General features: G+C 69.8%; 13 protein-coding genes. 5 read left to right on the top strand and 8 right to left on the bottom strand.

The features are described from left to right. Positions 1 to 128: 128 nt before the first annotated feature. Positions 129 to 1,946, bottom strand: coding sequence for a DUF885 domain-containing protein (locus tag CSC66_RS10245; protein WP_162377293.1), 1,818 nt, complete (start codon positions 1,944 to 1,946; stop codon positions 129 to 131). A gap of 131 nt (positions 1,947 to 2,077) precedes the next feature. Here CSC66_RS10245 and CSC66_RS10250 point away from each other — a divergent pair, with 131 nt between their 5' ends. Next, positions 2,078 to 2,434 (top strand): GFA family protein, encoded by a 357-nt coding sequence (locus CSC66_RS10250; RefSeq protein WP_162377294.1) that lies wholly within the window; start codon positions 2,078 to 2,080, stop codon positions 2,432 to 2,434. A 25-nt stretch (positions 2,435 to 2,459) separates the two neighbouring features. Here the strand turns inward: CSC66_RS10250 and CSC66_RS10255 are convergent, their stop codons facing one another. Together CSC66_RS10255 and CSC66_RS10260 are read right to left on the bottom strand one after the other, a co-directional pair. Further along, positions 2,460 to 2,753, bottom strand: a complete 294-nt coding sequence (locus tag CSC66_RS10255) for a hypothetical protein (RefSeq protein WP_162377295.1) — start codon at positions 2,751 to 2,753, stop codon at positions 2,460 to 2,462. 76 nt (positions 2,754 to 2,829) lie between these two features. Further along, positions 2,830 to 3,762 carry a LysR substrate-binding domain-containing protein gene (locus tag CSC66_RS10260; protein WP_162377296.1) on the bottom strand — a complete coding sequence of 311 codons (933 nt, stop codon included), beginning with the start codon at positions 3,760 to 3,762 and terminating at the stop codon, positions 2,830 to 2,832. 291 nt (positions 3,763 to 4,053) lie between these two features. On the opposite strand from CSC66_RS10260, the gene CSC66_RS10265 reads away from it, so the two are divergent. After that, on the top strand, positions 4,054 to 4,965 hold the full coding sequence (locus tag CSC66_RS10265; protein ID WP_162377297.1) for a DMT family transporter: 912 nt from the start codon (positions 4,054 to 4,056) through the stop codon (positions 4,963 to 4,965). A gap of 47 nt (positions 4,966 to 5,012) precedes the next feature. On the opposite strand, the gene CSC66_RS10270 is transcribed toward CSC66_RS10265, so the two are convergent. After that, on the bottom strand, positions 5,013 to 5,918 hold the full coding sequence (locus tag CSC66_RS10270; protein ID WP_162377298.1) for a peptidylprolyl isomerase: 906 nt from the start codon (positions 5,916 to 5,918) through the stop codon (positions 5,013 to 5,015). 200 nt (positions 5,919 to 6,118) lie between these two features. On the opposite strand from CSC66_RS10270, the gene CSC66_RS10275 reads away from it, so the two are divergent. Both CSC66_RS10275 and CSC66_RS10280 read left to right on the top strand, forming a co-directional pair. Continuing rightward, positions 6,119 to 6,484, top strand: a complete 366-nt coding sequence (locus CSC66_RS10275) for a PadR family transcriptional regulator (RefSeq protein WP_162377299.1) — start codon at positions 6,119 to 6,121, stop codon at positions 6,482 to 6,484. Further along, entirely contained in the window at positions 6,481 to 7,413 is a 933-nt protein-coding gene (locus CSC66_RS10280) for a sensor domain-containing protein (protein ID WP_162377300.1), read from the top strand. The genes CSC66_RS10275 and CSC66_RS10280 overlap by 4 nt, the downstream gene beginning before the upstream one ends. A 144-nt stretch (positions 7,414 to 7,557) precedes the next feature. Here the strand turns inward: CSC66_RS10280 and CSC66_RS10285 are convergent, their stop codons facing one another. The 4 genes from CSC66_RS10285 to nfi all read right to left on the bottom strand — a co-directional run bounded on the left by CSC66_RS10285 (position 7,558) and on the right by nfi (position 11,648). Next, entirely contained in the window at positions 7,558 to 8,802 is a 1,245-nt protein-coding gene (locus tag CSC66_RS10285) for a polyhydroxyalkanoate depolymerase (protein WP_162377301.1), read from the bottom strand. 162 nt (positions 8,803 to 8,964) lie between these two features. Further along, on the bottom strand, positions 8,965 to 9,687 hold the full coding sequence (gene aqpZ, locus CSC66_RS10290; protein ID WP_162377302.1) for an aquaporin Z: 723 nt from the start codon (positions 9,685 to 9,687) through the stop codon (positions 8,965 to 8,967). Between the two features lie 118 nt (positions 9,688 to 9,805). Further along, entirely contained in the window at positions 9,806 to 10,669 is an 864-nt protein-coding gene (locus tag CSC66_RS10295) for a pirin family protein (protein WP_162377303.1), read from the bottom strand. A gap of 94 nt (positions 10,670 to 10,763) precedes the next feature. Continuing rightward, complete coding sequence (nfi, locus tag CSC66_RS10300; protein WP_379655907.1) at positions 10,764 to 11,648, bottom strand: deoxyribonuclease V; 885 nt, start codon at positions 11,646 to 11,648, stop codon at positions 10,764 to 10,766. On the opposite strand from nfi, the gene gpmA reads away from it, so the two are divergent. Then, on the top strand, positions 11,619 to 12,368 hold the full coding sequence (gene gpmA, locus CSC66_RS10305; RefSeq protein ID WP_162377305.1) for a 2,3-diphosphoglycerate-dependent phosphoglycerate mutase: 750 nt from the start codon (positions 11,619 to 11,621) through the stop codon (positions 12,366 to 12,368). The genes nfi and gpmA overlap by 30 nt on opposite strands. The last annotated feature ends 100 nt before the right edge of the window (positions 12,369 to 12,468 follow it).

Here is a 12,468-nt window from a genome sequence, read left to right on the forward strand (position 1 = left end):
TGGCGATACGGGCCATTGGAACGATGAGGCATCCTCGTTCCAACGGCCCCGCGTCGCGGGCAAGCCCGGCTCCTACAACATCGTCTGGCCGGTTGCCCGGGCGGACCATGGTTGGCGCCGTCGCGGCCTCACTCGATCGGCTGGTCCAGCATCAACTGGCGCACGAAACGCACCGGCGGCGCGCCGTAGGACAGCACCTGGTCGTGGTACGCCTTCAGGTCGAAGTCCGTGCCCAGCTTCTGTTCCACCGCCTTGCGCGTGTCGAAGTGCTCCTGCACGCCGACGAAGTAGGTGGGCAGCTGCGCGGACGTCAGCTGCGCGCGCGTCCACTTGCCGGCGGCCTCGCGCTCCTGCTGGAAGGTCTGGTTGACCATCAGGTCCATCGCCTGCTCGCGGGTCCAGTTGTCCACGTGCACGCCCTGGTCCAGGATCGCATTGGCAATCGTGCGCAGGTAGAACTTCAGCTGCACCAGCCGGAACAGCGGATCGTTGTCGAGGTAGCCGGCATCGGCCATCATCTTCTCGGTGTAGACGGCCCAGCCCTCGGCGAACATGCCCGAGCGCAGCACCGCGCGCAGGGTCGAGGGGAACTTGGCCGAGTGCCAGCCTTCCAGGTAGTGCCCCGGCGTGCCTTCGTGGATGCTCAGCAGTTCGATCATGCGCGAGTTGTATTCGCGCAGGAACGAATCGACCTGCGCCTGGGTCCAGTCCTCCGGGATCGGCGAGACCGCGTAGAAGGTCTTGAGGTTCTTGTCGAGCGGGCCGGGCGAATCGGCATAGGCCACCGCCACGCCGCGCTGGAACTCCGGCATCTCGATGATCTCGACCGGCGCGTCCGGCAGGGTGACCAGGTCCTTCTGGCGGACGAACTCGGTCGCGCGTGCCAGCGCGGCTTCGGCATCGGCGACCACCTTGTCGCGCGCCGGGCGCTCGGCGTAGGCCAGCTCCAGCGCCGCCTCGATCGCCTTCTGCTGCTGTTCGGGCGTGGGGCTGTCGGGCAGTTCGGGCGCGCCCGGCTTCCCGGCCAGCACCTGGCGGGCGATGCCGTACATCTCGCCGCGCACGCGCACCAGTTCGGCCTCGGCGCGCTGCTTGATCTCCGCGCGCGACAGCGAGGACAGCAGCGCGAACTGCAGCTTCTGGTCGTACTTCTCCGCGCCGATGCGGAATTCGCCCTGGGCATTCGGAACGAGCGTCTTGTCCAGCCAGTCCTGGTGCTCGGCCACGGCCTTCTTCAGGCCGTCGATGGCCTTCTCCGCGCGCTCGCGCTCGGGATTGGCCAGCTGGCCCAGGTTCGGGGTGATGAAGGTCTCGACGATGCTGAGGATGCCGGCGTTCTGCCGGGCGACCGTCTCGGCATGGACCTTCGGCACGCGTGCCGGGTCGAGGTTGGCGCGGGCCTGGGCGAGCAGCGCGGGGATCTTCTCCATGCGCGCGGTCGCCGATTGCAGGCGGTCGGGCATCGGCGCGAACTCGCGCGCCATCAGGCCGTAGATCGCGCTGCCGGCCAGGCCGCTGTAGGCCTGCGGATCCCATGCCCAGGACTGCAACGTTTCGGCGTTCCAGATGTCGTAGCGGAGCTGGTTGCGCAGGATCACCGCATCGACCTGGTTCTCGCGCGAGAGCTGGGAGACGTCCATCGCTTCCAGTTCGGCGAGGATCTTCTTGCTGAAATCGAGCGCCTTCTGCCGGCCTTCGGCGCTGAGGTCGTCCAGTTCGCCGTCGTAGCGGTGCTCGCCGGTCTGGGTCGCGCTGACCGGCGACAGCTGGAACCAGCCCTCCAGCGCGCGCTGCGACAGGTCGGCAAATGCCGTATCGGCCTGGCTGGCGCCGGTGGCCGTGGCGGTGGAGCCGTCGGCCGGTGCGGCGGGCGCGGTGGGGGTCTCGGCCTTGTGGCAGGCCGCCAGGCTGGCGAGGAGGGCAAGGGCGAGGAGGGAGCGGCGCATGGGGTTTCCGGGGCGTAGCGGGAAAGTCCCAAGGATAGGCGCCCGGAGGCCGGCCGTGCACCTGCCGCGGACCGTGCACGGCAGGGGGCGCCGACGCTACCCTATGGCCAGGCCTACAACGAGGACACCCGATGAGACTTGCCGGAAGCTGCCACTGTGGCCGCATCGCCTATGAGGTCGAGGTCGGCGACGGCATCACCGAGGTCTACGACTGCAACTGTTCGATGTGCCGCCGCCGCGGCGGCCTGCTCTGGTTCGCGCCGCGCAGCGCCCTGGTGCTGAAGACGGCCGAAGCGGACCTGGCGACCTACCGCTTCAACCGGGAACACCTGGCCCATCACCACTGCACGGTGTGCGGCATCGCGCCGTTCAGCGAAGGCACCAATCCGAAGACCGGCGAAGCCACGGTGGCGGTCAACGTGCGCTGCCTGCCGGAGGTGGACCTGGCGGGGCTGAGGATCGTGCCGGTCGACGGCGCCAGCTTCTAGGCGGACGGGCACGCCACGACGCCGGTCAGTCCTCTTCCTCGACGAACTCGACCACCAGGCCGAGCCGGTAGGCCAGCTCTTCCACCAGTTCGCGGACGCGGCCGGCGGTATAGGCGTTCGGTGCGTCCACTTCCAGTTCGTGCGTGCCCGGGCCGAGATCGTCGGACAGGCCCGCCGAACTGGAATCCTCGTCGTCCATCTGTGGCATCAGGTCGGCCACTTCCTCCACGTGCTCGATGCCTTCCAGGCTCTGCAGCAGGTCGGCCACCGCGCGCAGGTCGTCGTCGCTGCCGGTGATGCGGATGCGGAGCTGGGGCATGGCAAGGATTCCAGAAGGGGGCTGCTCCAGCCTGCCGCCGGCCCCATCAAAAGCAGGTGATGGATGCGATGCACATTCAGCGAAGGCGGCCGCGCGCCCCCGGTGCGCGTGCGCGTGTCGACGGCTGCTGGCCGTGCGCCTGCTGTTTGAGCCAGGCCAGGAACAGCGACGCGGCGGGAGCGGGCGGCCGGTGCGCCGGATGCACTGCGTAGTAGGCGAAGCGCGCCTCCAGCGCCGGGCCCGGCAGGCGGACCAGCTCGCCGCGCTCGAGGTAGGGCTGGGCGATGTAGGTGCGGGCCAGCGCCGCGCCGATTCCGTGCGCCGCCGCGCGCATGGCATCGGTGCTGTCGCAGAAGGTGTGCATGGCCGGCAGCGCCACGCCGCGGATGCCGGCGGCCTGGAAACAGTCGCGCCAGCCTTGCAGGCCCATGTCCGCCACCAGCGGCAGGCGCGCGACCTGGGCTGCGTCTCGCACGTCCTCGATCCCGGGCAGCGCGGGGGAGGCGACCGGGAACAGCGCGTCGTCCATCAGGTGGTGGGCGGTCAGCCCGGGCCAATGTCCCGGTCCGTAGCGGATCGCCAGGTCCGGTCCACCTTCGTCGAAGCGCGCCAGCGCGGTGCTCGCGTCCACCTCCAGCCGGACGTGCGGGTAGGCGTCGCAGAACCCCTTCAGCCGCGGCAGCAGCCAGCAGTACACCAGCGAATGCAGGGTGCTGATCCGCAGGATCGAGATCCCTGCCGCCGGCTGCAGGTTGCCGGCCACCGCCGCCACGTCGGCCAGCGCCGCCGACGCGGCGTCCGCCAGCTGCCGGCCTTCGGGCGTGAGCGACACGCCGCGCGCATGGCGCAGGAACAGGCGCGCGCCGAGGATGGTTTCGAGCTTGCGCACGTGGTGGCTGACCGCACTGGCGGTCAGGTGCAGTTCTTCCGCCGCATGGGCGAAATTCTGGTGGCGCGCGGCGGCGGCGAACACGCCCAGCGCGGGCAGCAGGGTGGGGCGCAGGTTCATCGGCAAGCCATGAGCAGGATTTGTGGCTCGCGTGGATACTACGCGCTTGTCGACCCACCGCACTGGCGCGATGCTGCGCCTCCGGTCTGCGCCGGATGCGATGTCCGGAAACGGCCGGTACGGCGTCGGTCCCCGCGGCATGCTGGCTTGCCCGGTCCGTCCCTCGCACGCTGGAGCGGCGGGAGCACGATGCCCTTCGCCGGTCCCCGTGCGACCGGATCCAGGCACCGCTGTCGCGGCACTGGCCGGCCGCGGGCAGGCCCATCACGGCAGAACAGGAGAACACGACAGATGGACGGATCGAAGCGGAACTCGCAGGAAGCGGATCACACGCCGGCAGCGGCAACGACCGCGCGCGACTGGCGCACCCCATTCGAACTGCTCGCGCTGGGCGCGGTCTGGGGCGGCTCGTTCCTGTTCATGCGCGTGGCGGCACCCGCGTTCGGGCCGTACGCGCTGGTCGAGCTGCGGCTGGCCTTGGGCGCGCTGGTGCTCCTGCCGTTCCTGTGGCTGGCGCGGGCCCAGTTTCCCTTGCGCCTGTGGCCGCGGCTGGCGGCGATCGGGATCATCAACTCGGCGCTGCCGTTCCTGCTGTTCGCCTGGGCCGCGCAGCGCGCGCCTGCGGCGATCGGTGCGATCTGCAACGCGATGACCGTGCTGTTCGCCGCGCTGGTGGCGTTCGTCGTGTTCGGCGAGAAGATCGGCATGCGCCGCGCGATCGCCCTGGTCACGGGCTTCGTGGGCGTGGTGGTACTGGCCACCGCCAAGGTGTCCGGGTTGAGCGTCGGGCCGGCGGTGCTCGCCGGCGCGACGGCCGCCCTGCTGTACGGCGTCGGCCTGAACCTGGTCAAGCGCTACATGGTCGGGCTGCCGCCCGCCGCCTCGGCGGCCGTGACCCTGGGCTGTTCGGCGGTGCTGCTGCTGCCGCTCGCGCTCACGCACTGGCCGGCCGGCCCCGTGCCGGCACTGGCCTGGGCCGCGGCGGTCGGCCTGGGCGTGCTGTGCACCGGCCTGGCCTTCATCTACTTCTACCGCCTGATCCACCGGATCGGCGCGGCCCGCACCTCGACCGTCACCTACCTGATCCCGCTGTTCGGCGCGCTGTTCGCCTGGTGGCTGCTGGATGAGCCGGTGACGGCGACGATGCTGCTGGCGGGCGGCCTGATCCTCGGCAGCGTGGCGATCAGCCAGCGCGCGAACTGATCCCGGCCGTCGATCGCGTTCGCGTGGCCGCCGGTCGGCCCCGCGGGTCAGCTGCCGGCCACCCGCACCGGCAGCGGCACGTTGCACAGGTCGATGTGCCCGGCCGGGCGCTTGTAGAAGTCGTCGCGGCGGTTGCGGCGCGCTTCGACCATGTCGCGGAAGGTCTGCGTATCGGTGCGCAGCAGCTGCAGGCGAGTGCGTTCCTGCGGGGGGACTTCGCTGGCCAGGCGGACCGCGCGGATCGGCGTGCGTTGCGCCGGATCGGCGTAGAAGCCCATCGGTTCGGGGCCGCGGCGCAGAGCGCTGAGCAGTTCGATGCCCTGGATCACGCGCCCGACCTGGGTGATGTTGCGGTCCAGCTGGCGCGGCGACTGGCCGATGACCACGTACAACTCGGCGCCGATGCTGCTGTCAGCGTCCAGGTTGCGGCCGGCGCCGACCACGCCGTAGCAGTGCGCCATCCAGGCCTTGCCCGCGGCGGCGTCGCGTCCGGCGGCGAAACCGTCGGCGAACCCGACCTGCGGTGCCCAACCGTCGGCGTCGGGCAGCACGTCGAAGGCCAGGCCCTGGATGCCTCGTTCGAACTCGGCCGGCAGCTTGCGTTCCGCCGCGCCCAGGTCCTTCGCCTTGGCTGCATCCTCGGCGTCGGCGTCGCCGAACTGGGCGACGAAGTTGTCCTGCACCCGGTAGATGCTGGTGCCGTCCCAGAAACCGGCCCGGGCCAGTGTGCGGATGTTGGCCACATGTTGCGGGGCGAAGCCCGGCGCCAGTTCGATGACGACCCGGCCGGCATCGAGTTCCAGGTAGAGGACGTTTTCCGGTGCCGGCTCGCGCCAGTCCGAGGCGGGGGAGGCGTCCAGGATCTGCTGCATGCTTCGGTAGGGGGCGGCGGCCGCCGCGGGCGGCGCGAGGACGGCCAGGGCGCAGGCGAACAGCATCGGGCGCAAGGTCATGTCGGGTCTGCTGGCAGGAGATGGCTTGGATTCTCGCCGTGGCGGCCTGGCGCGCCAAGCGCGGCGGCGACTGGCCGGCCCGCATGGCGGTCCGTTCGGGCATGCCCCCGGTTGGGTGACTACCGGCACATACGCTATACCGAAGTTGAGAATAGAGTGGCCTCCAACGTAGCGACCCACGCACCGATGGAGCCGCCGCCATGGGCGAGATCGAAGCGCAACTGAAGAAGTTCCAGAAGGAGCTCAGCGCCGGCACGGTGTCGCTGGCGTTGCTGGCGGTGCTGGCGCGGGCCGCCGAGCCGCTGTACGGCTACCTGATCGCCAAGCGCCTGGAACAGGTCGGGGAGGGCGTGCTGAGCGGCAAGCAGAGCGCGCTGTACCCGGTGCTCCGCAACCTGGAAGGAGCCGGCTTGCTGGAAAGCCACGTCGAGCCGTCCGTGGCTGGCCCGCCGCGGCGCTACTACCGCATCACCGGCGAGGGTCGGCAGGTCCTTGGCCAATGGACCGCCGCCTGGCGCGCCACCCGCGATTCCGTCGATTCCGTGCTGGAGGGAGTATCCGAATGAACACCACCGCATCCCCGCAGCCGGCCACGGCGCGGCCCCTGCCCACCACCATCCCCGAATACCTGGAGCAGCTGCGCGAGGCGCTCAGGGGCGCCGATCCGGCGATGGTCCAGGACGCGCTGTACGACGCCGAGGAATACCTGCGCTCGGAACTGTCCGAACAGGCGGGCCGCACCGAGTCCGAGGTGATCGCCTCGGTCGCCGGCAGCTATGGCGCGCCTGAAGAGGTCGCCGACATCTACCGCGAGACCGAGGTGACGGTGAACCGCGCGCTGCGGCCGCCGCGCCCGCCGAAGCGGCGCTCGCTGGCCGGCCGCTTCTTCGGCGTGGTCGCCGATCCGTACACCTACGGCTCGCTGTTCTACATGCTGCTGGCGATGGCCACCGGCACGTTCTACTTCAGCTGGGTGGTCACCGGCGCCAGCCTCTCGCTGGGGCTGATGATCCTGATCGTCGGCATCCCGTTGCTGCTGCTGTTCCTGATGTCGGTGCGGCTGCTGTCGCTGGTGGAAGGCCGCATCGTCGAGGTGCTGCTGGGCGTGCGCATGCCGCGGCGGCCGCTGTACACCCAGCGCGACAAGCCGTGGCTGATCCGCTTGAAGGAACTGTTCACCGACTGGCGCACCTGGACGGCGATGGGTTACCTGCTGTTGATGCTGCCGCTGGGCACGGCGTATTTCAGCGCCGCGGTCACCCTGCTGGCGCTGTCGGCCGGCCTGATCGCCGCGCCGGTGGCGCTGGCACTGGGCCACGCCGGCGTGTTCTCGCTGGACAGTGTCGTCATCACGCCGGATTCGCCGTGGCTGTGGCCGCTGTGCTTCGTGGCCGGCGTGCTGATGCTGTTCGCGACCTTGCACCTGGCGCGCCTGGTCGGCCGCTTCCATGGCTGGCTGGCCAAGCAGCTGCTGGTGCGCGACCCGGTGGTCTGAGCACCCCGCGTAGAGCCGGGCCCGCCCGGCTGTTCACGCCTGGCGAAGCGATGAGAGGCAAGGGCAGCGGGGCAAGCCCCGCTCTACGATGCAAAGGAAAAGCCCCGCCGAAGCGGGGCTTTCTTTGTTCCGGCAAGCGATCGGTCAGTCCGCGTATTTGGCGATGAATTCGCGTACCTGCGGATAGACGTTCTCGCGCCAGCGACGGCCGCTGAAGATGCCGTAGTGGCCGGCGCCGTCGACGGTGAGGTGCTTCTGCCTGGTCTTCGGAATACCCGTGCACAGGTCATGCGCAGCCTGGGTCTGGCCCAGGCCGGAGATGTCGTCCAGCTCGCCCTCGATGGTCATAAGCGCCGTACCCCTGATCGCCGAGGGCTTCACCAGTTCGCCATTGACCTTCCACTTGCCGCGCGGCAACAGGAACTCCTGGAACACCGTGCGGATGGTGTCCAGGTAATACTCGGCCGGCATGTCCAGCACCGCGTTGTACTCGTCGTAGAAGCGGCGGTGCGAATCGGCGTCCTGCAGGTCGCCCTTGACCAGGTCCGAATAGAAATCCCAGTGCGACATGAAGTGGCGGCTGGGGTTCATGGCCAGGAAGCCGGCGTGCTGCAGGAAACCCGGATACACCTCGCGGCCTTCGCCCGGGTAGGGCTGCGGCACGCTGTGGATGACGTTGTTCTCGAACCACGACAACGGATTGCGCGTGGCCAGGTTGTTGACCGCCGTCGGGCTGCGGCGCGCGTCGATCGGCCCGCCCATCATCACCAGCGAGCGCGGCACCGCCTCGCCGCGGGCGGCCATCAGCGACACGGCGGCCAGCACCGGCACGGTCGGCTGGCAGACGCTGATCACGTTGAGGTTGGCTGCGCCGATGAGGCGGATGAAGTCCTCGACGTAGGCGACGTAGTCGTCCAGGCCGAAAGCGCCCTCGGTGGTGGGCACCATGCGCGCGTCGATCCAGTCGGTCACGTAGACCTTGTGGTCGCGCAACAGGGTGCGGACGGTGTCGCGCAGCAGCGTGGCGTGGTGTCCCGAGAGGGGGGCCACGACCAGCACCACTGGGTCGTCCTTCAGCGCCGCGATGGTCTGCGCGTCGTCGCTGTAGCGCTTGAAGCGCACCAGGCGGCAGAACGGCTTGCGCAGGATCTCCTGCTCCAGCACCGGTACCTTGTGGCCTTCGACCTCCACCTCGTGGATGTTCCACGGCGGCTTCTCGTAGTCCTTGCCCAGGCGGTGCACCAGCTCGTTGCCGGCGGCGATGCGCTCGGCGCCGGGCAGCGACGAAGCCCAGCTGGAGGGGTTGGAGAAGATCCGCGAATTGGCCTCGGCCAGATGGACCCAGGGGGCCATCATCGCGCGGTTGAGTTCATGGAGTTGGTAGAGCATGGAATGGCCACGCTTCCGGTTGGGGTGCTGCATCGCACCATGCTAACCGGATTCGCGCCGCGGCGGCAGCCGGGCCGCCCGTGCCCGCGGGCAGTCCTTCATCAACGTGAGCCGGGCCGTCACCTGACGGCCCGGTTCTTTCCAGAATCAACAACTTGCGTGCTATTCGTTGGCCGGTCTCAGCCACGCGTAGATGATCCCGCCCAGGGCGCCGCCGACCAGCGGGGCGACCCAGAACAGCCACTGCTGGCCGATCGCGCCGGAACCGGCGAACAGGGCCACGCCGGTGGAACGGGCCGGATTCACCGAGGTGTTGGTGACCGGAATGCTGATCAGGTGGATCAGGGTCAGGGCCAGGCCGATCGCGATCGGGGCGAACCCGGCGGCGGCCTTGCCGTGGGTCGCGCCCATGATCACGACCAGGAAGAACGCGGTCAGCACCAGTTCGCACAGGAATGCCGCGGCCAGCGTGTAGCCGCCCGGCGACATCACGCCATAGCCGTTGCTGGCGAAGGCGCCCGCCGCGGTCGGGTCGATGCTGAAGCCGCCACCGCCCCTGGCGATCTGCAGCAGGATGAAGCCGGCCACGATCGCGCCGACCACCTGGGCCACGATGTACGGCAGCAGGTCCTTCGCGGGGAAGCGCCCGCCCGCCCAAAGTCCCAGGCTCACCGCCGGGTTGAAGTGACCGCCTGAGATATGGCCGAACGCGAACGCGCCGGTCAGCACGGTCAGACCGAAGGCCAGCGCCACGCCGAGGAATCCGATGCCGAGCGGATTGCCGTCGCCGCCGAAATTCGCCGCCAGCACCGCGCTGCCGCAACCACCCAGCACCAGCCACAACGTGCCGAGGAACTCGGCCGCCAATCGCTTCGTCAGAGTCATGGTCATCCCCGATGGACAGCCCGGAACGGGCAGCGGCGAGGGTACGCTTGGCCGCGACGGGCAGCGTTAGGAAAAAGTCAAAGCCGGTGCGGCGCTGGAATCGCCCGCCGGATGGCGCTCAGCGCTGCGGCAGCGGTATGAACTCGTCGTCGCCCACGATCCGGCCGAAGCGGCCGTCCAGCCAGTCCTGCTTGGCCTGTTCGATCCGCTCCTTCGAACTGGAAACGAAGTTCCACCACAGGTGGCGGTGGCCGTCCAGTGGCTCGCCCCCGAGCAGCATCGCCTTCAACGGGGTCTTGGCGCGCAGTTTGGGACGGGTGCCGCGGTCGGGAATGACCAGGTGGCGGGCAGGGATGTCGACCCCGTCCAGCTGCGCCTCGCCTTCCAGGATGTACAGCGCGCGTTCGACATGGCCGTCGTCCAGGGCGACCTCCGCGTCCGGCGCCAGGTCCAGGGCCACGTTGAGGGTGTCGGCAAAAACCTTCACCGGCGACTCCTCGCCGTAGCTGCGGCCGGCGATCACCCGCAGCCACACGCCGTCGCGCTGCTGCTGCGGCAGGGTCGCGGCCGGATGGTGGAAGAACGCGGGGTCGGTTTCCTCGTGCGCCTTGGGCAGCGCCACCCAGGTCTGCATGCCGTGCGCCTGGCTACCCGCCGCGCGTTCGGGCGCCGGGGTGCGCTCGGAATGGGCGATGCCGCGGCCGGCGGTCATCCAGTTCACGTCGCCGGGCCGGATCACCTGCTCGGAGCCGAGCGTGTCGCGATGATTGATCGCGCCCGACCACAGGAAGGTCACCGTGGCCAGGCCGATATGCGGATGCGGGCGCACGTCCAGGCCGCGACCGCCCTCGAACACCACCGGCCCCATGTGGTCGACGAACACGAACGGACCGACGCTGCGTGCCTGGATCGAAGGTACGGCGCGGCGCACCAGGAAGCCATCGCCCAGGTCGTGCACGCGCGGTTCGATGATGGTGGTCACGGCACGATCCTCGGCTGGAAGTTCGGCGCAGGATCGCATGGATCCCGCGCCCCGGCCGGTACCTGCGTGCGACGATGCTTTCCGTCGACGGCCCTCAGGCCGGCGCGCGCGGCGCGTCGCGGCGCGAGGCCAGCCGGTCGGCGCGCCGCGTCGGTGCCGGCAGGCGGTAGCCGTCGAGGAAGTGCATCACCAGGACCACCGCCGAGTCCAGCGACACCCGGTGCCCGGGCGAGACGATCAGCGGGTTGCAGCGCGGCTTGCTGCGCAGCGCGTAGCCGACGGTGTCACCGCGATGGACCAGGCGGCTGCGGTCGCCCCGCTGCGGGCCCGGTTCTTCGTAGTGCCCCGCCAACCGTTTCTTGGCCACGCCGATGGTGGGCAGGCCGGTGGCTACACCCAGGTGCGCGGCGATGCCGAGGCGTCGCGGGTGGGCGATGCCCTGGCCGTCGACCATCGCCAGGTCCGGCGGCGCCGACAGCATCGACAGCACATCCAGCAACGCGGGCAGCTCGCGGAAGCTGAGCAGTCCCGGCACGTACGGCATCTGCGTCGGACGCCGCGCCACGTGCATTTCCAGGGTCTGCAGCGAAGTCGCATCCAGCAGCACCGCGGCCGCGCGCACGGTGTGGCCGCCGTCCTCGAAGCCGACGTCCAGGCCGACCACCGTGCGCGGCGGGTCATGGAAGTCGTCGTCGAGCCGCACCCGTGCGGCCAGCTGCGCCTGCAGGGCGCGGGCACCGGCGATGCTGCCGTCCCAGCCGGGGAAGGGATTGCTGGCGGTGGCGGCTTCGACCATGGCGCCAGTATGCCGGTCGCAGCGGTGAAGCCGGGGCGATGGATGCGCGCCGTCCGCGCATGGTTGCAGCGAAAACCGTGGCCGCGTGCGGCCGCCGGCGGGAGTTGCCGCTAGAATCGGCGTCCCGCAATCGAAGCACCGGAGAAACGCCCAGTGACCCGCAAGCTCGTCCTGCTGCGCCACGGCCAGAGCCAGTGGAACCTCGAGAACCGATTCACCGGCTGGGTCGACGTCGATCTCACCGAGCAGGGCCGCAGCGAGGCTGCCGCCGGCGGCAGGCTGATGCGCGAGGAGGGCCTGCGCTTCGACGTGGCCTACACCTCCACCCTCAAGCGCGCCATCCGCACCTTGAACCTGGCGCTGGCCGAACTGGACCAGGACTGGCTGCCGGTGCACAAGAGCTGGCGCCTCAACGAGCGGCACTACGGCGCGCTGCAGGGACTGGACAAGGCCGAGACGGCGGCCAAGCACGGCGAGGAGCAGGTCAAGGTCTGGCGTCGCTCCTACGACATCCCGCCGCCGCCGATGCCGCTCGACGATCCGGGCCACCCGGCCAACGACCCGCGCTATGCCGGCCTGGACCGCAATGCGCTGCCGTCGACCGAATCGCTGGCCACCACCCTGGACCGGGTACTGCCGTACTGGCACGACGCCATCGCGCCGTCGCTGAAGGCCGGCAAGACCGTGCTGGTCGCCGCGCACGGCAATTCGCTGCGCGCGCTGTACAAGTACCTCAACCACGTTTCGAAGGAAGAGATCCTCGAACTCAACATTCCGACCGGCATCCCGCTGCTGTTCGAGCTGGACGACGAACTGAGCGTCAAGTCGTACCGCTACCTCGGTGATCCGGAGGCGGCCAGGCGCGCTGCCGAGGCGGTGGCCAACCAGGGCAAGGCCAGGTAACGGCCGGGCCCATCCGGCGGCGATGGACGACACCCGGCCCAGGCCGGGTGTCTTCGTTTCAGGCCGGTGGATAGCGCCCTGTTGCAGAATGAGATTGATT

It is taken from the genome of Pseudoxanthomonas kaohsiungensis, from assembly GCF_010211765.1.
GTDB classification, from domain to species: Bacteria; Pseudomonadota; Gammaproteobacteria; order Xanthomonadales; family Xanthomonadaceae; genus Pseudoxanthomonas; species Pseudoxanthomonas kaohsiungensis.

Coding starts and splice junctions, on each gene's coding strand:
- CSC66_RS10245 (WP_162377293.1), bottom strand. CDS start 1,946: ATGCGCCGCTCCCTCCTCGCCCTTGCCCTCCTCGCCAGCCTGGCGGCC.
- CSC66_RS10250 (WP_162377294.1), top strand. CDS start 2,078: ATGAGACTTGCCGGAAGCTGCCACTGTGGCCGCATCGCCTATGAGGTC.
- CSC66_RS10255 (WP_162377295.1), bottom strand. CDS start 2,753: ATGCCCCAGCTCCGCATCCGCATCACCGGCAGCGACGACGACCTGCGC.
- CSC66_RS10260 (WP_162377296.1), bottom strand. CDS start 3,762: ATGAACCTGCGCCCCACCCTGCTGCCCGCGCTGGGCGTGTTCGCCGCC.
- CSC66_RS10265 (WP_162377297.1), top strand. CDS start 4,054: ATGGACGGATCGAAGCGGAACTCGCAGGAAGCGGATCACACGCCGGCA.
- CSC66_RS10270 (WP_162377298.1), bottom strand. CDS start 5,918: ATGACCTTGCGCCCGATGCTGTTCGCCTGCGCCCTGGCCGTCCTCGCG.
- CSC66_RS10275 (WP_162377299.1), top strand. CDS start 6,119: ATGGGCGAGATCGAAGCGCAACTGAAGAAGTTCCAGAAGGAGCTCAGC.
- CSC66_RS10280 (WP_162377300.1), top strand. CDS start 6,481: ATGAACACCACCGCATCCCCGCAGCCGGCCACGGCGCGGCCCCTGCCC.
- CSC66_RS10285 (WP_162377301.1), bottom strand. CDS start 8,802: ATGCTCTACCAACTCCATGAACTCAACCGCGCGATGATGGCCCCCTGG.
- aqpZ (WP_162377302.1), bottom strand. CDS start 9,687: ATGACTCTGACGAAGCGATTGGCGGCCGAGTTCCTCGGCACGTTGTGG.